This is a genomic window from Nocardioides sp. URHA0032 (assembly GCF_000620645.1).
Taxonomy (GTDB): Bacteria; Actinomycetota; Actinomycetes; order Propionibacteriales; family Nocardioidaceae; genus Nocardioides.
In genome coordinates, this window is sequence record NZ_KK211161.1 from 265818 (window position 1) to 287689 (window position 21872).

General features: G+C 71.0%; 22 protein-coding genes and 1 pseudogene. 16 read left to right on the top strand and 7 right to left on the bottom strand.

The annotated features are described in order from the left end of the window. The first annotated feature begins 2 nt into the window (after positions 1–2). From N538_RS0122475 to glpX, 5 genes are read left to right on the top strand one after another with little or no spacing between them, the layout of a single operon-like run. Positions 3–398, top strand: a complete 396-nt coding sequence (locus N538_RS0122475; RefSeq protein WP_028639155.1) for a TOBE domain-containing protein — start codon at positions 3–5, stop codon at positions 396–398. After that, entirely contained in the window at positions 395–1168 is a 774-nt protein-coding gene (gene modA, locus N538_RS0122480; protein WP_028639156.1) for a molybdate ABC transporter substrate-binding protein, read from the top strand. Before N538_RS0122475 ends, modA begins: the two co-directional genes overlap by 4 nt. Next, positions 1165–1932: an ABC transporter permease gene (locus tag N538_RS0122485; protein WP_028639157.1), complete on the top strand. Its 768-nt coding sequence runs from the start codon at positions 1165–1167 to the stop codon at positions 1930–1932. Before modA ends, N538_RS0122485 begins: the two co-directional genes overlap by 4 nt. Continuing rightward, positions 1929–2954: a sulfate/molybdate ABC transporter ATP-binding protein gene (locus N538_RS0122490; RefSeq protein WP_028639158.1), complete on the top strand. Its 1026-nt coding sequence runs from the start codon at positions 1929–1931 to the stop codon at positions 2952–2954. The genes N538_RS0122485 and N538_RS0122490 overlap by 4 nt, the downstream gene beginning before the upstream one ends. Before the next feature lie 19 nt (positions 2955–2973). Then, positions 2974–3996 (top strand): class II fructose-bisphosphatase, encoded by a 1023-nt coding sequence (glpX, locus tag N538_RS0122495; RefSeq protein WP_028639159.1) that lies wholly within the window; start codon positions 2974–2976, stop codon positions 3994–3996. Here glpX and N538_RS26885 read toward each other — a convergent pair. Continuing rightward, positions 3961–4791: an alpha/beta fold hydrolase gene (locus tag N538_RS26885; RefSeq protein ID WP_051549551.1), complete on the bottom strand. Its 831-nt coding sequence runs from the start codon at positions 4789–4791 to the stop codon at positions 3961–3963. The genes glpX and N538_RS26885 overlap by 36 nt on opposite strands. Positions 4792–4880: 89 nt before the next feature. Here N538_RS26885 and N538_RS0122505 point away from each other — a divergent pair, with 89 nt between their 5' ends. After that, on the top strand, positions 4881–5789 hold the full coding sequence (locus N538_RS0122505; RefSeq protein WP_051549552.1) for an alpha/beta fold hydrolase: 909 nt from the start codon (positions 4881–4883) through the stop codon (positions 5787–5789). A gap of 82 nt (positions 5790–5871) precedes the next feature. Here N538_RS0122505 and N538_RS0122510 read toward each other — a convergent pair whose 3' ends face one another. Continuing rightward, positions 5872–6954 carry an ABC transporter ATP-binding protein gene (locus N538_RS0122510; protein WP_028639161.1) on the bottom strand — a complete coding sequence of 361 codons (1083 nt, stop codon included), beginning with the start codon at positions 6952–6954 and terminating at the stop codon, positions 5872–5874. A 160-nt stretch (positions 6955–7114) separates the two neighbouring features. Here N538_RS0122510 and N538_RS0122515 point away from each other — a divergent pair, with 160 nt between their 5' ends. From N538_RS0122515 to N538_RS26890, 4 genes are read left to right on the top strand one after another with little or no spacing between them, the layout of a single operon-like run. Then, entirely contained in the window at positions 7115–8389 is a 1275-nt protein-coding gene (locus N538_RS0122515) for an extracellular solute-binding protein (RefSeq protein ID WP_028639162.1), read from the top strand. Beyond that, positions 8386–9318, top strand: coding sequence for a carbohydrate ABC transporter permease (locus N538_RS0122520; RefSeq protein ID WP_028639163.1), 933 nt, complete (start codon positions 8386–8388; stop codon positions 9316–9318). Before N538_RS0122515 ends, N538_RS0122520 begins: the two co-directional genes overlap by 4 nt. Continuing rightward, complete coding sequence (locus N538_RS0122525) at positions 9318–10190, top strand: carbohydrate ABC transporter permease (RefSeq protein ID WP_028639164.1); 873 nt, start codon at positions 9318–9320, stop codon at positions 10188–10190. The genes N538_RS0122520 and N538_RS0122525 overlap by 1 nt, the downstream gene beginning before the upstream one ends. A 4-nt stretch (positions 10191–10194) precedes the next feature. Then, a complete protein-coding gene (locus N538_RS26890; protein ID WP_051549553.1) occupies positions 10195–11430 on the top strand; it encodes an ABC transporter ATP-binding protein in 1236 nt (411 codons plus the stop codon). Here the strand turns inward: N538_RS26890 and N538_RS26895 are convergent. Further along, positions 11427–12020 carry a DUF1707 SHOCT-like domain-containing protein gene (locus N538_RS26895; protein WP_051549554.1) on the bottom strand — a complete coding sequence of 198 codons (594 nt, stop codon included), beginning with the start codon at positions 12018–12020 and terminating at the stop codon, positions 11427–11429. The genes N538_RS26890 and N538_RS26895 overlap by 4 nt on opposite strands. 37 nt (positions 12021–12057) lie before the next feature. Between N538_RS26895 and N538_RS0122540 the strand changes: the two genes are divergently transcribed. Beyond that, entirely contained in the window at positions 12058–13752 is a 1695-nt protein-coding gene (locus N538_RS0122540) for a fumarate hydratase (RefSeq protein ID WP_028639165.1), read from the top strand. Here the strand turns inward: N538_RS0122540 and N538_RS0122545 are convergent. Continuing rightward, on the bottom strand, positions 13709–13975 hold the full coding sequence (locus N538_RS0122545; RefSeq protein WP_028639166.1) for a hypothetical protein: 267 nt from the start codon (positions 13973–13975) through the stop codon (positions 13709–13711). The genes N538_RS0122540 and N538_RS0122545 overlap by 44 nt on opposite strands. 41 nt (positions 13976–14016) lie before the next feature. Here N538_RS0122545 and N538_RS0122550 point away from each other — a divergent pair, with 41 nt between their 5' ends. Continuing rightward, complete coding sequence (locus N538_RS0122550) at positions 14017–14700, top strand: spermidine synthase (RefSeq protein WP_028639167.1); 684 nt, start codon at positions 14017–14019, stop codon at positions 14698–14700. Then, a complete protein-coding gene (locus N538_RS0122555) occupies positions 14697–16088 on the top strand; it encodes a class II fumarate hydratase (protein WP_028639168.1) in 1392 nt (463 codons plus the stop codon). The genes N538_RS0122550 and N538_RS0122555 overlap by 4 nt, the downstream gene beginning before the upstream one ends. A 13-nt stretch (positions 16089–16101) precedes the next feature. Here N538_RS0122555 and N538_RS29175 read toward each other — a convergent pair whose 3' ends face one another. The 3 genes from N538_RS29175 to N538_RS0122570 form a co-directional block, all read right to left on the bottom strand. Next, complete coding sequence (locus N538_RS29175; protein ID WP_028639169.1) at positions 16102–16761, bottom strand: transglycosylase SLT domain-containing protein; 660 nt, start codon at positions 16759–16761, stop codon at positions 16102–16104. A gap of 255 nt (positions 16762–17016) precedes the next feature. Then, a complete protein-coding gene (locus N538_RS0122565; protein WP_231496315.1) occupies positions 17017–18309 on the bottom strand; it encodes a PhoH family protein in 1293 nt (430 codons plus the stop codon). A gap of 455 nt (positions 18310–18764) precedes the next feature. Next, positions 18765–19538 carry an isoprenyl transferase gene (locus tag N538_RS0122570; protein ID WP_028639171.1) on the bottom strand — a complete coding sequence of 258 codons (774 nt, stop codon included), beginning with the start codon at positions 19536–19538 and terminating at the stop codon, positions 18765–18767. Positions 19539–19635: 97 nt separating this feature from the next. Here N538_RS0122570 and trhA point away from each other — a divergent pair, with 97 nt between their 5' ends. From trhA to N538_RS29745, 3 genes and pseudogenes are all read left to right on the top strand, one after another. After that, positions 19636–20355 (top strand): PAQR family membrane homeostasis protein TrhA, encoded by a 720-nt coding sequence (gene trhA, locus N538_RS0122575; protein ID WP_028639172.1) that lies wholly within the window; start codon positions 19636–19638, stop codon positions 20353–20355. 59 nt (positions 20356–20414) lie between these two features. Beyond that, positions 20415–21539, top strand: coding sequence for an EstA family serine hydrolase (locus N538_RS0122580; protein WP_028639173.1), 1125 nt, complete (start codon positions 20415–20417; stop codon positions 21537–21539). Further along, positions 21536–21853 (top strand): annotated as a pseudogene (locus N538_RS29745) (NAD(P)-binding protein); the annotation flags it as partial. The gene N538_RS0122580 and the pseudogene N538_RS29745, both read left to right, overlap by 4 nt. Positions 21854–21872: the final 19 nt, after the last annotated feature.

The following is a 21872-nucleotide window of genomic DNA, read 5'->3' on the forward strand; positions in this document are numbered from 1 at the left end:
GCATGAACACCTTCCGGGTCGCGGAGGCAGCAGAGCTGCTCGGCGTCAGCGACGACACGATGCGGCGCTGGATCGACGCCGGCCGGGTCCCGAGCACCCGGCACGACGGGCGCACGGTCGTGCGCGGCACCGACCTGGCGGCGCTCGCCGAGTCGCTCGCCGACCAGCCCGACCGTGAGGCCACCCGGGCCGCCTCGGTCAGCGCGCGGAACCGGCTGGCCGGCATCGTCACGAAGGTCACCAAGGACACGGTCATGGCCCAGGTCGAGATGATCTGCGGGCCGTACCGGATGGTCTCGCTGATGAGCTCCGAGGCCGCCCGGGAGCTCGGGCTCGAGCCCGGCGTTCGCGCGATCGCGTCCGTGAAGTCCACCAACGTCGTCGTGGAGCGTCCGTGACCCGGCGCGCCCGCGGGGTCCTGCTCGGGATCTCCCTGGCCGTCCTGGCGCTGCCGAGCGCGTCCTGCGGGAGCGACGACGAGACCGGCGGGGGCACGACCACGCTCACCGTGTACGCCGCCGCGTCGCTCACCTCGACGTTCGAGGAGATCGGCAGGCGCTTCGAGGCGGAGCACGACGGCGTCCAGGTGAAGTTCAGCTTCGGCGGCTCCTCCGACCTCGTCGCCCAGATCCAGAACGGCGCCCCGGCCGACGTCTTCGCCTCTGCCGACACCGCGAACATGGACAAGCTCGTCGCTGCGGGGCTGGACGGCGGCGACCCCCAGGACTTCGCGACCAACGTCCTCGAGATCGCGGTGCCGCCCGGCAACCCGGCGGACGTGCACTCCTTCCAGGACCTCGCCGGACCCGACGTCAAGGTCGTCGTCTGTGCCCCCGAGGTGCCGTGCGGAGCGGCGACCAGCCAGGTCGCGCAGCGGGCGGGCGTCACCGTGCACCCGGTGAGCGAGGAGCAGTCGGTGACCGACGTCCTCGGCAAGGTCACCTCGGGTGAGGCCGACGCCGGCGTCGTCTACGTCACCGACGTCCTCGCGGCCGGCGACAGCGTCGACGGCATCGAGTTCCCCGAGTCGGCCGAGGTCGTGAACACCTACCCGATCGCGCCGGTCGAGGGCACCGACGACCCCGACCTGGCGCGCGAGTTCATCGAGCTGGTGCTCGGTGACGCCGGCCAGCATATCCTCCAGGACGCGGGCTTCGGGCAGCCGTGATCCCCCGCTGGCTCTACGCCCCTGCCGCCGTCGGTGCCGCCTTCGTGCTGCTGCCGCTCGTCGCGATCGCGGCGCGGGTGGAGTGGACCGACCTCTTCGACCTGGTCACGTCCCAGGCGTCGAAGGACGCCCTCTGGCTGAGCCTGCGCACCTCGGCGATCGCCACCCTGCTCTGCCTGCTGTTCGGTACGCCGATGGCCGTGGTGCTCGCCCGCACCTCGTTCCCGGGGCAGGGCGTGGTGCGGTCCCTGGTCCTGCTCCCGCTGGTGCTGCCGCCTGTGGTCGGCGGGATCGCACTCCTCTACACCTTCGGCCGGCGCGGGCTGCTCGGCCACGAGCTCGACGTCCTGGGCCTCCAGGTCGCGTTCTCGACGACCGCAGTCGTGCTGGCGCAGACGTTCGTGGCGATGCCGTTCCTCGTCGTCAGCATCGAGGGCGCTCTCCGCACGGCCGGCCAGCGCTACGAGGTGGCAGCCGCGTCCCTGGGCGCGCGCCCGACGACGGTGTTCCGCCGGGTCACGCTGCCGCTCGTGCTGCCCGGGCTGGTGTCGGGGGCGGTGCTCGCGTTCGCGCGCTCACTGGGCGAGTTCGGCGCGACGATCACGTTCGCCGGCAGCCTGCAGGGCGTGACCCGGACGCTCCCGCTGGAGATCTACCAGCTCCGCGAGACCGACGTGGACGCCGCCGTCGCGCTCTCGCTGGTGCTCGTCGTCGTGGCCGTGCTGGTGATCGGCCTCGCCCGACAGGGCCGGAGCGCGGCGTGAACCTGCGGTTCGAGGCAGTCGTGGCGGACCGCGGCGTCGACGTCACGCTCGACGTCGCGGATGGCGAGACGCTGGCGGTGCTCGGGCCGAACGGTGCCGGGAAGTCGACCCTGCTCGAGGTGGCCGCGGGCCTGCTGCGGCCCGATCGCGGTCGGGTCACGCTCGACGACCGGGAGCTCACCGCGCCGGGCACCTTCGTCCCGACGCACGACCGCCGGATCGCGATGCTCGCCCAGGACCCACTGCTGTTCCCGCATCTGACCGTGCTGGAGAACGTCGCCTTCGGCCCGCGCAGCCGCGGCGCCGGCCGCCGGGACGCGCACGCCGCTGCCCGGCACTGGCTCGGCGAGGTGGGCGCCGCGGACCTCGCCGATCGCCGGCCCGGCCAGGTGTCCGGCGGCCAGGCCCAGCGGGTGGCGCTCGCCCGCGCCCTTGCCGCCGACCCGGTCCTGCTGCTGCTCGACGAGCCGATGGCGGCGCTCGACGTGGCCGTGCTCCCGGCGCTCCGGCAGACGCTGCGCCGGGTGCTCGCCGGCCGCACCGTCGTCCTGGTGACCCACGACGTGCTCGACGCCCTGCTGCTCGCCGACCGGGTGGTCGTCCTCGAGGGCGGCCGGGTCGTCGAGGCCGGCCCGACGGCCGCGGTGCTGGAGCGGCCGCGGAGCGCGTTCGCCGCCCGGATCGCCGGCCTGAACCTCGTGTCCGGCAGCTGGCGGGACGGCGCCGTCGGCGGCGTGCGCGGCATCCCGGTCGGTCCGGAGCCCGCGTCCGGCGCCCCGGCGGTCGCGGTGTTCCGGCCCAGTGCGGTCTCGGTGTTCCGCGAGGCGCCGGGAGGGAGCCCGCGCAACAGCCTGCCGGTGACCGTGACGGACCTCGAGCCGCGCGGCGACCAGGTCCGGATCCGGGCGGACCACCTGGCGGCCGACGTCACCGTGCAGTCGGCCGCCGAGCTCGACCTCGCTCCGGGGACGCCGGTCGTCTTCGCGGTGAAGGCGAGCGAGGTGGCGGTCTACGGGACCTGAGGCTCGGTACAGTCACCCCATGACCGAGCCCGACAGCCTCTCCGTCACCCCCGAGTCACCCGACCGCAACCTGGCGCTGGAGCTGGTGCGGGTCACCGAGGCGGCGGCGATGGCCGCCGGCCGCTGGGTGGGCCGCGGCGACAAGAACGGCGCCGACGGCGTCGCGGTCAACGCGATGCGGGTGATGATCTCCACGATCGGCATGAACGGCACCGTCGTGATCGGCGAGGGCGAGAAGGACAACGCCCCGATGCTCTACAACGGCGAGGCGGTCGGTGACGGCACCGGTCCCGAGTGCGACGTCGCCGTCGACCCCATCGACGGCACCACGCTCACAGCGAAGGGCATGACGAACGCCGTCTCGGTGATGGCCGTCGCGCCGCGCGGCTCGATGTACGACCCGTCCGCGGTCTTCTACATGGAGAAGCTGGTGACCGGTCCGGAGGCCGCCGGGGTCGTCGACATCCGCTACCCGGTCGCCGAGAACATCCAGCAGGTCGCCAAGGCGAAGGGGAAGCGGCCCACCGACGTCACCGTCGTACTGCTCGACCGTCCCCGGCACGCGCAGCTCGTGGACGAGATCCGCGCGACCGGGGCGATGATCAAGTTCATCACCGACGGCGACGTCGCCGGCGCGATCATGGCGGCGCGCCCGGAGACCGGCATCGACCTGCTGCTCGGCGTCGGAGGCACGCCGGAGGGCATCATCACCGCCTGCGCGATGAAGTCGCTCGGCGGCACCATCCAGGGCCGCCTCTGGCCGCTGGACGACGAGGAGCGGCAGAAGGCCCTCGACGCCGGGCACGACCTGGACCCCGACAACGTGCTCACCACCGACGAGCTCGTCACCGGCGACGACTGCTTCTTCGTCGCCACCGGCATCACCGACGGCGAGCTCCTGCGCGGGGTGCGCTACCGCGCCGGGGGCGCCACCACGCACTCGCTGGTGATGCGGTCGCGCAGCGGCACGATCCGCTCGATCACCTCGGAGCACCAGCTCCAGAAGCTACGCGCTTTTGCCGCGATCGACTTCGACAGCTGAGGTGTCGGTGCGCAGCAGCGCACCCACCACCACGTCGATCACCCGCGGGTCGAAGGCCATGCCCAGGTGCGAGGCGCTCACCTCCACCGCGACCGCGGCCGGGTCGATGCACGCCCGCCAGTCGACGATGCCGTCGCGCCTGCTGTAGATCGTCGTGAGGCCGACGCCCACGGGCACCGGCTGCCGGCTCTCGCCGAAGCTCTGCCGAGCACAGTGGCCGCGCACGCAGTCGGCGGACATCAGGCCCGGGATCCCTGCTCTGCTGAGCCGCACGAGCAGGTCGACGCTGGCCGCCAGCGAGACGTGGTGCGCGCCGGGCGCCAGCATCGGGCTGCCCATCGTCACGACGTTGGACACCAGGTCGGGCCGGCGTACGGCGATGCCGCGCGCGAGCATGCCGCCAAGGGAGTGCCCGACGAGCTGCACCCGCGAGCCGCGCCGCGCCGCGATCGACTCCAGCCGCGCCTCGAGCTGTGCGGCGGCGTTCAGCGTGCAGCCGATGTTCGAGTGGATGTGCGAGCGGTAGGTCCGGAAGCCCTGCGCCCGCAGCGACCGCGCCATCAGGGCGAGGGTGCCGTCCCCGGCGAGGAAGCCGGGCACCAGCAGCACCGGGTCACCCAGCCGTGAGCCGGGGCGGGCGGCGTACGGCGTGCTGCGGCGGGCCCGGCGGTCGGCGGCGGCCCGCAGGGCGTACCGGCCGAACTCGGTGGCCGCGCTCCCCTCGCGCAGCACGGCGGCCGGGTGCGGGGCCGCGAACCCCTGCGGGAGCAGGAAGTCCGCCAGCGTGGACGACATGTGACTCACGTTACGTCCTGTACCCGAACGGCGGCCGGTGAATCGGGGGTGTCGCGTCCCTTTCTCGCCCGGCTGGTTCACTGGGGGGCATGCCAGCCCCCGCCGCCGTCCCGGTCTCCGAGGAGCTGTTCGCCCCCGTCGGCCGCGGCATCGAGCTCTGCTACCAGACCTTCGGCGACCCCGACGGCGACCCGCTGCTCCTGGTGATGGGGCTGGGCGGGCCGATGACCTGGTGGGACCCCGAGCTCTGCGCTGCCCTGGCCCGGGCGGGGTTCTACGTGGTCCGCTACGACAACCGTGACGTCGGGCGGTCCACGGTCCTGGACGCCCGGGTGAGCCGGTCCACGCTGGTGCGGGCCTTCGCCGGCGCGCGGGTGCGCACGCCGTACTCGATGGCGGACCTGGCCGGTGACGCGTTCGGCCTCCTCGACCACCTCGGGCTCGAGTCGGCGCACGTCGTGGGCGTGTCGATGGGCGGCATGATCGCCCAGACCATGGCGATCATCCGGCCCGACCGGGTCCGGTCGCTGACCAGCATCATGTCGACGACCGGGAAGCGCACCGTCGGCTGGCAGCACCCCTCGCTCATCCCCGGCCTGATCGGTGGCCGCAAGCCCGGCCGGGAGGCCTACGTCCGCGCGAGCGCGGAGTTCTGGAAGCTGATCGGCTCGCCCGGCTACCCGCAGACCCGGGCGCAGGTCGAGAAGCGTGCGGGCGACACCTTCGACCGGGGCGTCAGCGCGAGCGGTGTGACCCGCCAGATGCTGGCGGTCCTCACCCAGCCGAACCGCGGCGAACGGCTGCGCTCGGTGCGCGTCCCGACCCTGGTCGTGCACGGCCTCGCGGACCGGATGGTGCACGTCTCCGGCGGCCGGGCCACCGCCGCGGCCGTCCCCGGCGCGGAGCTGCTGCTGATCGCCGGCATGGGCCACGACCTCCCGCCCGCGCTGTTCGAGACCTTCGTGGCGGCCATCCGCCGCACTGCCGATCGATCCTGAAACGCCGAGTCGGCGCAGTCTCAGCTGAGACTGCGCCGACTCGGCGTCTGGTCAGGCTGAGACTGCGCCGACTCGGCGTTGGTCACTCGGAGAGGCGGTGACCGGTGTCGCTGTCGAACACGTGCACGTTGCGGGGGTCCGTGGTCACGTACATCGTCTCGCCCTTCATCGGGTGATCACGACCGGCGACCCGGATGATGATGTTGTTGGGCGTCCCCTCGACACCGCAGGTGCCGTAGACGAACGCGTCGGCGCCGAGGTCCTCGACCACGGTGACCTTCACCGGCAGGCCGTCCTCGCTGTTGCCGACCACGCGCCAGGCCTCCGGGCGTACGCCGACGGTGATGTTGCCCGTCATCTTCTTGGCGGCGGTCGGGTCGACCGGGACCAGGTAGTCGCCGATCTTGGCCTGGCCGTTGTCGGCCTTGGCCTCGATCAGGTTCATCTGCGGCGAGCCGATGAAGCCGGCGACGAACAGGTTGACCGGCCGGTCGTAGAGCGCCAGCGGGGTGTCGACCTGCTGCAGGTAGCCGTCCTTCATCACCGCGACCCGGTCGCCCATCGTCATCGCCTCGATCTGGTCGTGGGTGACGTAGACGGTGGTGACGCCGAGGTCGGACTGGAGCTTCGCGATGTCGGTGCGGGTGTGCACGCGCATCTTCGCGTCCAGGTTCGACAGCGGCTCGTCCATGCAGAACACCTGGGGCTGGCGCACGATCGCGCGGCCCATCGCGACCCGCTGCCGCTGGCCGCCCGACAGCGCCTTCGGCTTGCGGTCGAGGTACTCGGTGAGGCCGAGGATCTTGGCAGCGTCCGCCACCCGCCGCTGCCGCTCGTCGTGCGGCACCTTCGCCATCTTCAGCGCGAACGCCATGTTGTCCGCGACCGACATGTGCGGGTAGAGCGCGTAGTTCTGGAACACCATCGCGATGTCCCGGTCCTTCGGCGGGGTGTGGGTGATCTCGCGGTCACCGATGAAGATCTTCCCCTTGTTGACCTCCTCCAGCCCCGCGAGCATCCGCAGGGTGGTGGACTTGCCGCAACCGGAGGGGCCCACGAGGACCATGAACTCTCCGTCGCCGATCTCCAGGCTGATCCCTGGTACGGCGGGCTTGTCCGCGCCGGGATACCAGCGCTGTGCCTCTTCGAACCTGACTGTGGCCATGCTTCGACAACTCCTTCACCGGCAGGTACGTGCCGGACGATCCGTAGTAAAGGTGAGCGCGGTCACAGTACCTCGCGGTGCCAGTTGGTGGCCGGCGTGGGGTTTACAGACCCCCCTCAGGGGGCTAAGTGTGAGGTAGACCACAAGGGAGGGAGAGCGCATGTCTCGGGTTCGCGCACTGGCCGCGACCGCGGCCCTCGTGACCGCCGCCGGTCTGCTCGCCGCCTGCTCGGCCAGTGCGAACGACGGGAAGACGCAGCTGATCTGGTACATCAACCCGGACTCGGGCGGCCAGGCGAAGGTGGCTGCGAACTGCAGCACCGACGACTACACGATCACCACTCAGGTCCTCCCGCAGGACGCCAACGAGCAGCGCATCCAGCTGGCCCGGCGGCTCGCCGCCGGGGACTCCGGCATCGACATCATGAGCATCGACCCGCCCTTCACCGCGGAGTTCTCGAACGCCGGGTTCCTGGCGCCGATCCCCCAGGACCTCCAGGACAAGCTGAAGCAGCAGTCCTTCCAGGGCGCGACCGATGCGGCCACCTGGAACGACCAGCTGGTGGTGGCGCCGTTCTGGTCGAACACCCAGGTGCTCTGGTACCGGAAGTCCTTCGTGCAGAAGGCCGGCATCGACATGAACCAGCCGGTCACCTGGGACCAGATCATCGACGCCGCGGCCAAGAACGGCGGCAAGGTCGCCGTCCAGGCGAACAAGTACGAGGGCTACGTCGTCTGGATCAACGCCCTCATCGCCGGCGCCGGGGGCGAGCTCGCCACCGACACCGACAAGGGCATCGACCTCAAGCTCGAGATCGACTCCGACGCGGGCGACAAGGCCGCCGCGGTGATCCAGAAGCTCGCCCACTCCGCGGCCGCACCGGCCGACCTGTCGGTCGCCCAGGAAGGTCAGGCCGGCAGCACGTTCGGCGGCCCGCAGGGCGCCTTCATGGTCAACTGGACCTACATCTTCAACAGCTACGAGGCGACCAACCCGGGCTTCAACAAGGACATCGGCTACACGCGCTACCCGCAGACGGTCCAGGGCCAGGAGTCGCACCCGCCGTACGGCGGGATCGGGCTGGGCGTGAGCGCCTACTCCAACCACGTCGACGAGGCGATGCAGGCCGTCGAGTGCCTCACGAGCCCGGAGAACCAGGAGGTCAACGCCGAGATCACCGGCAACATGCCGGCGAGCCAAGCGGGCTACGGGGCCAACGACAACGCGCTGCAGAAGATCTACCCGGCCGACCTCCTCAAGCTGTTCCAGGACAGCCTCGACGCCGCGGCGCCGCGCACCGTCACGCCGTACTGGAGCGACATCTCCGGCGGCCTCCAGTCGACGTGGCACCCGCCCTCGGGCGTGAACGCCGGCACCCCGGCAGAGTCGCAGAGCTTCGTCGACGACGTCCTCCACGGAAGGAGCCTGCTGTGAGTGCCATCGCGAAGGCACCGGGCAAGCCGGTGGTGAGCGACCGGGCGAGGGCCGAGAACCGGCTCGGGCAGAAGCTCGTGCTGCCCGCCGTGATCATCATGCTGCTCGTCACGGCGTGGCCGATGATCCAGGCGATCTACCTGTCGCTGTTCCGCTACCGGCTGACCACGCCGGACGACAAGGCGTTCGTCGGCCTGTCCAACTACGGGACCGTCCTGACCGACTCGCTGTTCTGGCAGGACACCCTCAACACCGTGATCATCATGGTGTTGACCGTGGCCGTCGAGCTCGTCATCGGCTTCGCGTTCGCGATGGTGATGCACCGCATCGTGTTCGCCCGGGGCGCGATCCGGACCTCGATCCTCATCCCCTACGGCATCATCACGGTGGTCTCGGCCTACGCCTGGCAGTTCGCGTTCAGCCTCAACAACGGCTTCGTGAACGCGTGGTTCGCCTGGCTGCCGTGGATCACGCCCGACACCAACTGGTTCGGCAGCCACTGGCCGGCGATGTTCGCGATCATGGTCTCGGAGATCTGGAAGACGACGCCGTTCATGGCCCTGCTCCTGCTCGCGGGTCTCTCGCAGGTGTCGGAAGACATGATCGAGGCGGCCGAGGTCGACGGCGCGACCTGGTGGCAACGGCTCTGGAAGGTGATCCTCCCCAACATGCGGGCCGCGATCATGGTCGCGGTGCTCTTCCGGGCGCTCGACGCGTTCCGGATCTTCGACAACATCTATGTGATGACCCGAGGCGCCCAGGACACCGAGTCGTCGTCGTTCCTGACCTATCGCCAGGTGATCCAGCAGTTCCAGCTCGGCCTGGGCTCCGCGCTCTCGGTGCTGCTCTTCCTCACCGTGCTCCTGCTGGCGTACCTGATCGTCAGGCTCTTCCGCGTCGACCTGGCGCAGGCGAGGGGTGAGGCGTGATGGCGGCCCGTAGCACGCGCACCCAGGTCGGCACCGGGGTCGGCTTCGTCCTCGTCCTGGTGTGGTGCCTGCTCCCGGTGGCGTGGATCCTCTCGCTGTCGTTCAAGGGGCCGGGCGAGACCGCCGCCGGCAGCCCGCAGTTCCTGCCCAAGGTCTGGACGCTCCAGAACTACCGGGACATCCTCGGCTTCGGCACGGTCACCCCCGGCCAGGAGAACACCCACAGCGACTTCCTCGACGCGCTGCGCAACTCGTTCGGCATCGCGGCGATCTCCACCCTGCTGGCGGTGCTCTTCGCGACGCTGGCGGCGTACGCCATCGCCCGCCTGGAGTTCAAGGGCAAGCGGCTGGTGCTCTCCCTGGCGCTCGCGATCGCGATGTTCCCGGTCGTCGCCCTGGTCGGCCCGCTCTTCGACCTCTGGCGGACGCTGCACCTGTTCAACACCTGGCCCGGGCTGATCATCCCGTACATGTCGTTCACGCTCCCGCTGGCGATCTGGACGCTCTCGGCGTTCTTCCGGGAGATCCCGTGGGAGATGGAGCAGGCGGCGCAGGTCGACGGCGCGACGTCCTGGCAGGCCTTCCGCAAGGTGATCGTGCCGCTCGCGGCGCCCGGGGTGTTCACCGCCGCCATCCTGACGTTCTTCTTCGCGTGGAACGAGTTCGTGCTCGCGATCTCGCTCACCTCGACCACGCAATCCCGGACGGTGCCCGCGCAGCTGTCCTTCTTCGTGGGACCCGACCCGTTCAACCCGCCGTACGGACTGCTGGCCGCCGCCTCCGTGGTGGTCACCGTCCCGATCATCATCATCGTCCTGCTGTTCCAGCGAAAGATCGTCGCCGGGCTCACCTCCGGCGCCGTGAAGGGGTGACCTCGTGGCTGCCATCGACATGAAGAACATCGTCAAGAAGTACGGCGACGGCTTCCCGGCCGTCAACGACGTCAGCATCGACGTGCAGGACGGCGAGTTCATGATCCTCGTCGGGCCGTCAGGCTGCGGGAAGTCCACGCTGCTGCGGATGATCGTCGGCCTGGAGGACATCACCTCGGGCGACATGATCATCGGCGACCGGCGGGTCAACGACCTGGCGCCGCGCGACCGGCACCTGGCGATGGTGTTCCAGAACTACGCGTTGTACCCGCACCTGACCGTCTACGAGAACATCGCGTTCCCGCTGCGCCTCGCCAAGGTGCCGGACGCCGAGGTCGACGAGAAGGTCCGCGCGGCGTCGAAGACCCTCGAGCTCGACGAGCACCTCGAGCGCAAGCCCGGCAACCTCTCCGGTGGCCAGCGGCAGCGGGTCGCGATGGGCCGGGCGATCGTGCGCGAGGCCGACGCCTTCCTCTTCGACGAGCCACTGTCGAACCTGGACGCCAAGCTGCGCGGTCAGATGCGGACCGTGATCGCCCGGCTGCAGAAGAGTCTCGGCATCACCACCGTCTACGTCACCCACGACCAGACCGAGGCCATGACCCTCGGTGACCGGGTCGCCGTGCTCAAGCGCGGCATCCTGCAGCAGCTCGCGACGCCGCGCGAGCTCTACGACCACCCGGGCAACCTCTTCGTGGCCGGGTTCATCGGCTCGCCGCCGATGAACTTCCTCCCCGTGACCGTCGAGGGCACGTCCGCGAAGCTGCCGTTCGGCACCGTCCAGCTGCCCCCCGACAAGGCGAGCAAGGCGGACGGCAAGGGGCTGCTGATCGCCGGCATCCGGCCCGAGCACTTCGAGGACGCCTCGGTGAAGACCGACCAGGGCAGCGGCTCGACGTTCCGCGCCACGGTCGACGTGGTCGAGTGGCTCGGCAACGAGACGTACGCCTACATCCCGTTCGAGGCGCCCCCGGAGGTCGACGCGCAGCTGCGCGAGCTCGAGCGCGACCTGGACGGCGAGCCGATGGGCACCCAGCTCGTGGTGTCGCTGGACGGCGCCAGCCGGATCCGCGAGGGCGAGGAGGCGGAGATCTGGGTGGACGGCTCGAAGATCCACCTCTTCGAACCCGCCACCGGCGAGAACCTCACCGTCGACCGCGAGCGCTGCGGCCGGATCCCCCCACCGGTCGCGGAGGCGGAGGCCGTGTCGCGGGCGCAGGCCGAGCCGGAGGCCGTCTAGGCCTTCCGCTCGACCGAGACGCCGCCCCAGACGGCGACGCCGCGGACCCGCACGGTCGGGGAGCTGTCGTCGACCTCGGCCGGCGTACGCCGCCCCGGGCCGGAGTAGCCGCCCATGATGCCGGTCCCCTCCATCACCACGTTCACGTGCGGGCCGACGGTGATCTGGGCGCCGCCCATGAAGCAGTTGACGGTGATCGTCACCTCCTGGGCGGCGAACTTCGCCTCGCGCAGGTCGAGGTCCGCACCGCCCATCATCGCGAAGATCGAGAGGTGCTGCGGGACGATCCACGCGCCCTTCCGGTCGAAGCCGCCGAGGATCGCGACGTGCCGCTCCCCCACCGGTCCAGGCACCACCGGGGACGGCCGGCGTGCCGGCTGCGGCGGCGAGCCCTGGACCGGCAGGTCGTGGGTGATCGGGACCAGGTCGGCATAGGTGCGCGCCGCGTACGTCGCCTCGAGGCGCTCGTCGAGCTCGGTGAGCTCGAGCCGGCCCTCGCCGGCGGCCTCGCGGAGGATCTCCGCGACGCGGTGCCGGTCGGCGTCCGAGATGCGCATCCGGGCGGGGTCGGGCTCGAGCGGTCCCTCCATGCCGGTCAGCGTAGTCGGGCGGATATTCTCGACGCTCGTGAGCGAACCCCAGAGCCAGCCGGAGTTCCGGTACAGCGACCTCCTCCCGACCGGGACCGACGAGACGCCGTACCGGCTGGTCACGACCGAGGGCGTGTCGACGTTCGAGGCGAACGGCCGGACCTTCCTGCAGGTCTCGCCCGAGGCGATCCAGCGGCTGACCGCCGAGGCGATGCACGACATCTCCCACTACCTCCGACCGGCGCACCTGGCCCAACTGCGCAAGATCATCGACGACCCGGAGGCGTCCGGTAACGACCGCTTCGTCGCGCTCGACCTGCTCAAGAACGTCAACATCTCCGCCGGTGGCGTGCTGCCGATGTGCCAGGACACCGGCACCGCGATCGTGATGGGCAAGAAGTCCGAGGGCGTGCTCACCGGGGCCGACGACGGCGAGGCGATCTCGCGCGGCGTGTACGACGCCTACACGAAGCTGAACCTGCGCTACTCGCAGCTCGCGCCGCTGACGACGTACGACGAGAAGAACACCGGGACCAACCTGCCGGCGCAGATCGAGATCTACTCGACGCCCTCGCACGGGTCGCCGGAGTACAAGTTCCTGTTCATGGCCAAGGGTGGGGGCTCGGCGAACAAGTCGTTCCTGTTCCAGGAGACGAAGGCGATCCTGAACCCGCAGCGGCTGCTGGAGTTCCTCGCCGAGAAGATCCGCTCGCTCGGCACCGCGGCCTGCCCGCCGTACCACCTGGCCGTGGTCATCGGCGGCACCTCGGCGGAGTTCGCGCTGAAGACCGCGAAGTACGCCTCCGCGCACTACCTCGACACCCTGCCGACCTCGGGATCGATGTCCGCGCACGGCTTCCGCGACGTGGAGCTCGAGCAGCGGGTCTTCGAGCTGACCCAGTCGTTCGGCATCGGCGCGCAGTTCGGCGGCAAGTACTTCTGCCACGACGTGCGCGTGGTGCGGCTGCCGCGCCACGGCGCCTCCTGCCCCGTGGCCATCGCGGTGTCCTGCTCGGCGGACCGGCAGGCGCTCGGCAAGATCACGGCCGAGGGCGTCTTCCTCGAGCAGCTCGAGACGGACCCGGCGCACTACATGCCGTCCGCCGGCGTCGCGGAGGACATCGCCGGGGGTGAGGTCGTCTCGATCGACCTCAACCAGCCGATGCCCGAGATCCTCGCCGAGCTGTCGAGGCACCCCGTCAAGACCCGGCTCTCGCTCACCGGCCCGCTGGTGGTCGCGCGCGACATCGCGCACGCCAAGATCAAGGAGCGGCTGGACGCCGGCGAGGAGATGCCGGCGTACCTCCGCGACCACCCGGTGTACTACGCCGGCCCCGCGAAGACGCCCGCCGGCATGGCGTCCGGATCGTTCGGCCCGACCACCGCCGGCCGGATGGACTCCTACGTCGAGCAGTTCCAGGCCGCCGGTGGCTCGATGGTGATGCTCGCGAAGGGCAACCGGTCCAAGGTGGTGACCGAGGCGTGCGGGACCCACGGCGGCTTCTACCTGGGGTCGATCGGCGGCCCCGCGGCCCGCCTCGCCCAGGACTGCATCAGGAGCCAGGAGGTCATCGAGTACCCCGAGCTCGGCATGGAGGCGGTCTGGAAGATCGAGGTGGAGGACTTCCCCGCGTTCATCGTCGTCGACGACAAGGGCAACGACTTCTTCACCGACCCGTCCGGAACCGTCACCGTCCCCGTCTCCGGACTCCGGGTGCGCTCGGCGGAGTAGGCGCCGCGCGTAAGCCGGTCGTCTCGACGTCGTCCTGGTCCGGGTGGCGGTGCTGGTCCGCCGCGAACGTCGGCGCGTCCGGACCGGTGGGGCCGTCGTCGACCTTCCCGCTCTCGCCCTCGGGCTGCCCCGAGACCGCGTCGCCGTCGGAGATCGACTCACCCGGGGCCTTCATCCCGCTGACCTCGGAGACCTGACCCTCGTCCTGCGTGTTCTCAGCCATGGCGGGCAGGTACCCACTTCGCGGTTCCGTACGGTTGCCCCGTGGAGTACGTCGAGATCGCGCGGGCCGAGTCGGAGCGGGGCGAGCTGGTGCTGCGCGAGCGCCGGAACGGCGCCGGGCCGACCACCCTCGAGCTGCGGGCGAACGGCGTGTTCGTGATGGACACGCTCGAGACCGGCAGCGAGCAGGCGCTGGCCGAGTCGGCGCTCGCCCAGGTGGCCGACCCGCGGGCGGTGGTGGTCGGCGGGCTCGGCCTCGGGTTCACGATGCACGCGGTGCTCGCCGACAGCCGGGTCCAGAAGTGCGCGGTCGTCGAGATCGAGCAGGCGCTGGTCGACTGGATGCGCGACGGGACCGTTCCCCACGGCCCCTCGCTGCTCGCCGACGAGCGGGTCACGGTCGTCGTCGCCGACATCGCGGTGGCACTCGCCGAGGCCCCACCCGCGTCGTACGACCTGGTCCTGCTGGACGTCGACAACGGGCCCGGCTACCTGGTGCACGAGGTCAACGCAGAGCTCTACCGCGAGCCGTTCCTCCGGTCCGCGCGCCGGGCGCTGCGTCCCGGGGGCGCCCTCGCGATCTGGTCGGCCGCCGAGACCCCGGAGCTCCTCGACGTCCTGACCGCGGTCTTCGACGACGCACACGGGCACGGGCATCGGGTGCGGCTCCAGGACCGCGACGAGCGGTACTGGCTGTATGTCGCGCGGGTACCGTCCCGGACATGAGCGACGAGGGCGAGTTCAGGACCGAGCACGACAGCATGGGCGAGGTCCGGGTGCCTGTGGACGCGGTGTGGCGGGCGCAGACCCAGCGCGCGGTGGAGAACTTCCCCATCAGCGGTACGCCGATCGAGCCGGCCCTCGTGCACGCGATCGGCCGGGTGAAGGCCGCGGCCGCCACCGTGAACGGCGAGCTCGGCATCCTCGACGCCGACCGGGCCGCCGCCATCGTCGCGGCGGCGACCGAAGTGGTCGAGGGCCGGCACGACGACGGCTTCCCGATCGACGTCTTCCAGACCGGCTCCGGCACCAGCTCGAACATGAACGCCAACGAGGTGATCGCCACCCTCGCGCAGCGCGCCGGCCACGAGGTGCACCCCAACGACCACGTCAACGCGAGCCAGTCCAGCAACGACACGTTCCCGACGGCGATCCACGTCGCGGCCGCGCTCGCGGTCACCGACGACCTGCTGCCCGCGCTCGACGTGCTGGCGAGCAGCTTCGAGCGCAAGGCCGAGGAGTTCGCCGGCCTCGTGAAGTCCGGCCGCACGCACCTGATGGACGCGACGCCGGTGATGCTCGGCCAGGAGCTCGGCGGGTACGCCGCCACGGTCCGGTACGCCGCCGAGCGGCTGGAGTCGGTCCTCCCCCGGGTCCGGGAGCTGCCGCTGGGCGGTACGGCGGTCGGCACCGGCATCAACACCCCGCCCGGCTTCGCGGAGCGGGTGATCGCCGTGCTCTCCGAGACGGCGGGGCAGCCCTTCACCGAGGCGCGCAACCACTTCGAGGCCCAGGGCACCCGGGACTCGCTGGTCGAGCTCAGCGGCGTGCTGCGGACCTACGCGGTGGGGCTCATCAAGGTCTGCAACGACCTGCGCTGGATGTCGTCCGGTCCCACGACCGGGCTCGCGGAGATCCACCTGCCCGACCTCCAGCCGGGGTCGAGCATCATGCCCGGGAAGGTCAACCCGGTGCTGCCGGAGGCGACCCTGATGGTCTGCTTCCAGGTGATCGGCAACGACGCGGCGGTCACCGCCGCCGGCGCCAGCGGCGCGTTCGAGCTGAACGTCGCGATGCCGGTGATGGCGCGCAACGTGCTGGAGTCCGTGCGGCTGCTTGCCGCCTCCTCACGGCTGCTGGCCGAGCGCTGCGTCGATGGCATCACCGCGAACGCCGAGCGGATGCGGCAGTACGCCGAGTCCTCGCCATCGGTCGTGACGCCGCTGAACAGGTTCATCGGCTACGAGGCCGCGGCGAAGGTCGCCAAGCAGGCGCTGGCCGACGGCGCGACGATCCGGGAGACCGTGCTCGCGCTGGGGTACGTCGAGCGCGGCGAGCTCACGGAGGCGCAGCTCGACGAGGCGCTGGACGTGGAGTCGATGACGCACCCGTGACTGCGTCGTACCCCTAGTACCAGCCGTAGGACTCGGAGTGACCCCAGGCGCCGCACGGGCTGCCGTACCGGTCCCGGATGTAGCCGAGGCCCCACTCGATCTGGGTGGCGGGGTTGGTCGCCCAGTCGGCGCCCGCCGACGCCATCTTGGAGCCGGGCAGGGACTGCGGGATGCCGTACGCACCGGACGAGGCGTTCTGCGCGGCGGGATTCCAGCCGCTCTCGCGCATCCAGAGTGAGTCGAGGCAGCCGAACTGGTCGGACGAGAAGCCGAACTGCGGCAGCAGCGCCCGGGCGATGTCGCGCGGGTCGCCGTCGGAGAGCTCGACCCGCTCGGTGACGGCCGGGCCGCCCTCCACCGACAGCGCCGCCTCCTTGGCCGGGTCGGCGGCGTCGCGCCGGTCGCCAGAGCGGGACGCAACCGGGGCGCGGTCGCTGTCGGGGACAGATCCGCCCTGCAGGGGCGCGGTGGTCGGCGAGCCGACCTGCTCCGCCGCCGTCGGCGAGAGGCCCGTGGCGTCCTTCAGGACGCCACCGGACACGGCGACGCCGGTGACGGCCACCGCCACCGAGGACAGGACCACGGTGTTCTTGATGGCCTTCTTCGGCGCTTCGACGAGGGTCCGCTCAGGGACGTGCCGGTGCTTCGGAACGTACTTGGTGCGTTTCGACAAGGGCTCGTATTCGGGTAGACGACTCGGGCGTTCCGCTGTCCCCCGGCGCGCTGTCCCCGATGACGCTCGGCCGGAAGGTCACGAAAAGATCACGGGCCACCCTGCCTGACGAGGGAGGAGGTTGCAAACCGAACGGCCGGATCCGACCTCTGGTCTGCCAGAAGTTCCCGCCTCCCCCGCCACAGCAGTCACACTGGTCTCAGGAGTGGGGAGTTTTCCCCGGCTAACCGGGGAAACCCGCCACTGTCGCCGGCCTCACAGCGTGACGTTCTCCAGCATCTCGGTGACGAGAGCGGCGATCGGGGAGCGCTCGGACCGGGTGAGGGTGACGTGGGCGAACAGCGGGTGCCCCTTGAGCTTCTCGATCACCGCGACGATGCCGTCGTGGCGTCCCACCCGCAGGTTGTCTCGCTGGGCCACGTCGTGGGTGAGCACCACCTTGGAGTTCGCGCCGATCCGGGAGAGCACGGTGAGCAGCACGTTGCGCTCGAGCGACTGCGCCTCGTCGACGATCACGAACGCGTCGTGCAGCGACCGTCCGCGGATGTGGGTGAGCGGCAGCACCTCGAGCATGCCGCGGTCGAGCACCTCGTCGATGACGTCGCGGGAGGTGATCGCACCGAGGGTGTCGAAGACGGCCTGGCCCCAGGGCGACATCTTCTCCGACTCCGAACCGGGCAGGTAGCCGAGCTCCTGGCCCCCGACGGCGAACAGGGGCCGGAACACCACGACCTTCTTGTGCTGGCGGCGCTCCATCACCGCCTCGAGGCCGGCGCACAGCGCGAGCGCCGACTTGCCGGTGCCGGCCCGGCCGCCGAGGGAGACGATGCCGACCTCGGGGTCCAGCAGCATCTCCAGCGCGATCCGCTGCTCGGCGGAGCGGCCGTGGATCCCGAAGGCCTCGCGGTCGCCGCGCACCAGGTGGACCTGCTTGTCCGGCCCCACCCGGCCCAGCGCCGTACCGCGGTCGGAGAGCAGCACCAGGCCCTGGTGGCAGGGCATGTCCCGGGCCTCCTCGAGGTCGACGACACCGTCGTCGTACAGCTGGTCCACGTCGACGGAGGCGACCTCGAGCTCGGCCATGCCGGAGTAGCCGCTGTCGGAGTCGCTGATCGCCTCGGCGCGGTACTCCTGCGCGTCCAACCCGACCGCGGACGCCTTGATCCGCAGCGGCAGGTCCTTCGAGACCAGCGTGACGTCGTACCCCTCGTTCGCGAGGTTGCACGCGACCGCCAGGATCCGGGTGTCGTTGTCGCCGAGCCGGAAGCCGGACGGGAGGGACTCCGGGTCGGTGTGGTTGAGCTCGACCCGGACGGTGCCGCCGAGGTCACCGACCGGCACCGGCTCGTCGAGCCGGCCGTTGGTGATGCGGAGCTCGTCGAGCATCCGCAGCGCCGTGCGCGCGAAGAAGCCCAGCTCGGGGTGGTGCCGCTTGCCCTCCAGCTCCGTGATCACCACGACCGGAAGCACGACCTCGTGCTCCTCGAAGCGCTTGAGCGCGCCCGGGTCGGCGAGCAGCACGCTGGTGTCGAGGACGTAGGTGCGCACGGTCGGCGCGGTTCTCGCGGGGGTCCGGGTCTTCGCGGTGGCGGAGGCGGAGCGCTGGGTCTTCGGAGCCTGGTTCGGCACGGTGACACCCCTTCGCAGGCCGACACGTGCACTCGCGCACCGGCCGTGTGGTCAAGCAGACGGACCGGTTCCGACCCGAGCGCCGGAGTGCCGGCTCCCGGTCGCGCGGCAGCGGAGCCACCGTGCTGTGCAGTCGCGATTTCTCACGAACGGGCCTCCCGATACGGAGAGCTTCCCCACTCCCCGATGTTTGGAAAGTACGCCGGTACCCGGTCGGTTCCCGGTCGACACGCCAGAACGCGTGATGAACCGTGGATGAGGCCCCGGACCCCCGCCCGAGGAGGGGGTTGTCCGCCGAAACCCGACCGACACGCCGGGGGGCTCCGGCGTGTCCTGCGGGTTTCACCGGCTGACCGGAGAAACCCGACGTGTCGTCAGGCCCCGAACCGCCGCTCCCGCAGCGCGTAGGCGCGGATCGCACGGAGGAAGTCGACCCGGCGGAAGTCCGGCCAGTACGCCTCGCAGAAGTAGAACTCCGACTTCGCGCTCTGCCAGAGCAGGAAGCCGCCGAGCCGCTGCTCGCCGGACGTGCGGATCACCAGGTCCGGGTCGGGCTGGCCCTTGGTGTAGAGGTGCTCGGAGATGTGCTCGACGTCGATGATCCCGGCCAGCTCCTCCATGGAGGTGCCCTGGGCCGCGGCCTCGGTGAGCAGCGAGCGGACGGCGTCGGCGATCTCGCGCCGGCCGCCGTACCCGACGGCGACGTTGACGAGCATCCCGTCGACCTCGCGGGTGGCCTCCTCGGCGGCCTTGAGCTTCTCGGCGACCGGGGCCGGCAGCAGGTCGAGCGCGCCGACCGGGTGGATCCGCCACTTCTGCTGGTCGGCCAGCGAGGCGACGGCCTCGCCGATGATGTCGAGCAGCGGCGCCAGCTCGCGCTCGGGCCGGTTGAGGTTGTCGGTCGAGAGCAGCCACAGGGTGACCACCTCGATGCCGACCTCGTCGCACCAGCCGAGCAGCGGCTCGATGTTCGCGGCGCCCGCCTGGTGCCCGTGCGCGGTGTCGCGGCCGACGGCCTTCGCCCAGCGGCGGTTGCCGTCCAGCATCACGCCGACGTGCTTGGGGACCGAGTCCGGCATCCGGCGCAGCATCCGCGCCTCGTACGCCGGGTAGAGCACCCGCCGGAGTCCGCGTTTCCAGTCCGCCACCCCCCGATCCTACCGGCGCGACGTTGCTCACAGGGTGACTCCGGCGATCCCCCGGCGTGGGGTTTCTCGTGACCGACCCGCCGGTAGGGTCGAGGACATGAACCAGTCGATGCGGGCCGGCGTCGACGCGCTCCAGGACGCCGTTGCCGACCTCCGGGCCGACATCAAACCCCGGCTCCGCGGCTGGCTGCACCTCGGTACGGCGCCGCTCACGCTGGTCGCCGGGATCGTGCTGGTCTCCCTCGCCCCGACGACCGCCGCACGCCTCGGGTCGGCGGTCTTCATCGGATCCGCGCTGGTGCTGTTCACCGTCTCGGCGATCTACCACACCGGCACGTGGTCGCCGCGGGTGTGGGCGTTCCTCCGCCGCTTCGACCACGCGAACATCTTCCTGCTGATCGCCGGCTCCTACACGCCGTTCAGCCTGCTGCTCCTCGAGGGCACGCAGCGCACGGTGCTGCTCGCGACCGTCTGGGCCGGCGCGATCCTCGGCGTCGGCTTCCGGGTGTTCTGGACCGATGCCCCGCGGTGGCTCTACGTGCCGATCTACATCGGGCTGGGCTGGGCCGCGGTCTTCTTCATGCCGAGCCTGTTCGACGGGGCCACCCGGCTCGGCGTCGGCATCGGCATCGCGACGTTCACGATGATCTGCGTCGGCGGCGCGCTCTACACGTTCGGCGGCGTCGTCTACGGCTTCCGGCGGCCGGACCCGTGGCCGCGCTGGTTCGGCTTCCACGAGGTCTTCCACACGTTCACGATCCTCGCGTTCGTCGCCCACTACGTCGGCGTCTCGATGGCGGTCTACGCCCTCCGCTGACGGTCCGGGCCGACCGCGGGCCCGTTGCCCGGACTAGAACATGTTCTTAGAGTGCGGAGGTGCCCGGATCCACCCATCCCGCCTTCGCGCCCCTCGCCGAGCTCTTCGAGGCCAACCTCGCGGACGGCACCGACACCGGTGCCTCCCTCGCAGTGGTGCACGACGGTGAGCTGGTCGCCGACCTGTGGGGCGGCGAGGCGGCACCCGGCCGGGCCTGGGAGCGGGACACGCTCGTGCACACCTGGTCGGTCACCAAGACGATGTCGGCGCTCACGATGCTCGTGCTCGCCGACCGCGGCGTGGTCGACCTGGACGCGCCGGTCGCGACGTACTGGACCGATTTCGCCCGCGACGACGTGCTGGTCCGCCACGTCCTCGGCCACACCTCCGGGTACGCCGGCTGGAGCGAGCCGCTCGACGCCGCCGGGCTGATGGACCTGCCGTACGCCGAGGCGATGCTGGCGGCCCAGCAGCCCTGGTGGGAGCCGGGCACCGCGTCCGGGTACCACATGCTCAGCCACGGGCACCTGCTCGACGGGATCGTGCGCGGCGCCACGGGGTCGACGCTGGCCGAGCAGTTCCGCACGCTGGTCGCCGAACCCATGGGCGCTGACTTCCACCTCGGCGTGCCCGAGGACGCGCTCGGTCGTTGCGCGGATCTCGTCGCACCGCCGCAGGGCACCATCGACATCGCAGCCCTGCCGGAGGGCAACCTGCTGGTGCCGACGCTGGCGAACCCCTTCATCGACGTCGGCGGCTTCTGCAACACCGCGCCGTGGCGCCGGGTGTCGGTGGCGGCCGCCAACGGCCACGGCAACGCCCGCTCGGTCGCGCGGATCCAGAGCGTCGTCTCCCACGGCGGCGAGGTGGACGGCGTACGCCTGCTGTCGAAGGAGACGCTGGACCGGATCTTCGAGGTCCAGGCCGACGGCCCCGACCTGGTGCTGCTGGTCCCGCTGCGGTGGGGCATCGGCTACGCGCTCCCCCACCCGACGGCGCCGGCGGTCCCGGAGGGCCGGGTCTGCTGGTGGACCGGGTACGGCGGGTCGATCGTCGTCAACGACCTGGACCGCCGCACCACCGTCGCCTACGCGATGAACCGGATGGTCGGCCACTTCACGTCGTCGCCGCGGACGGACGGCTACCTGCGCACCGCGTTCGCCTGTCTCGAGGGGGTCCTGTGACCGTCAGCCCGCCCCTGGTCTGCATCATCGGCGCCGGCTGCTCCGGCATCACGACGGCCAAGCGGCTCAAGGAGCACGGGATCGACTACGACCAGTTCGAGCTGTCCGACGACGTGGGCGGCAACTGGTACTTCCGCAACCCCAACGGCCACTCCGCCGTCTACGAGTCGCTGCACATCGACACCTCCACGACGCGGCTGCAGTTCGAGGACTTCCCCGCGCCCGAGGACTGGCCGCACTTCCCGCACCACACCCTGATCCACCAGTACTTCCGCGACTACGTCGACCACTTCATGCTGCGCGACCGGATCGCGTTCAACACCGGGGGTCGAG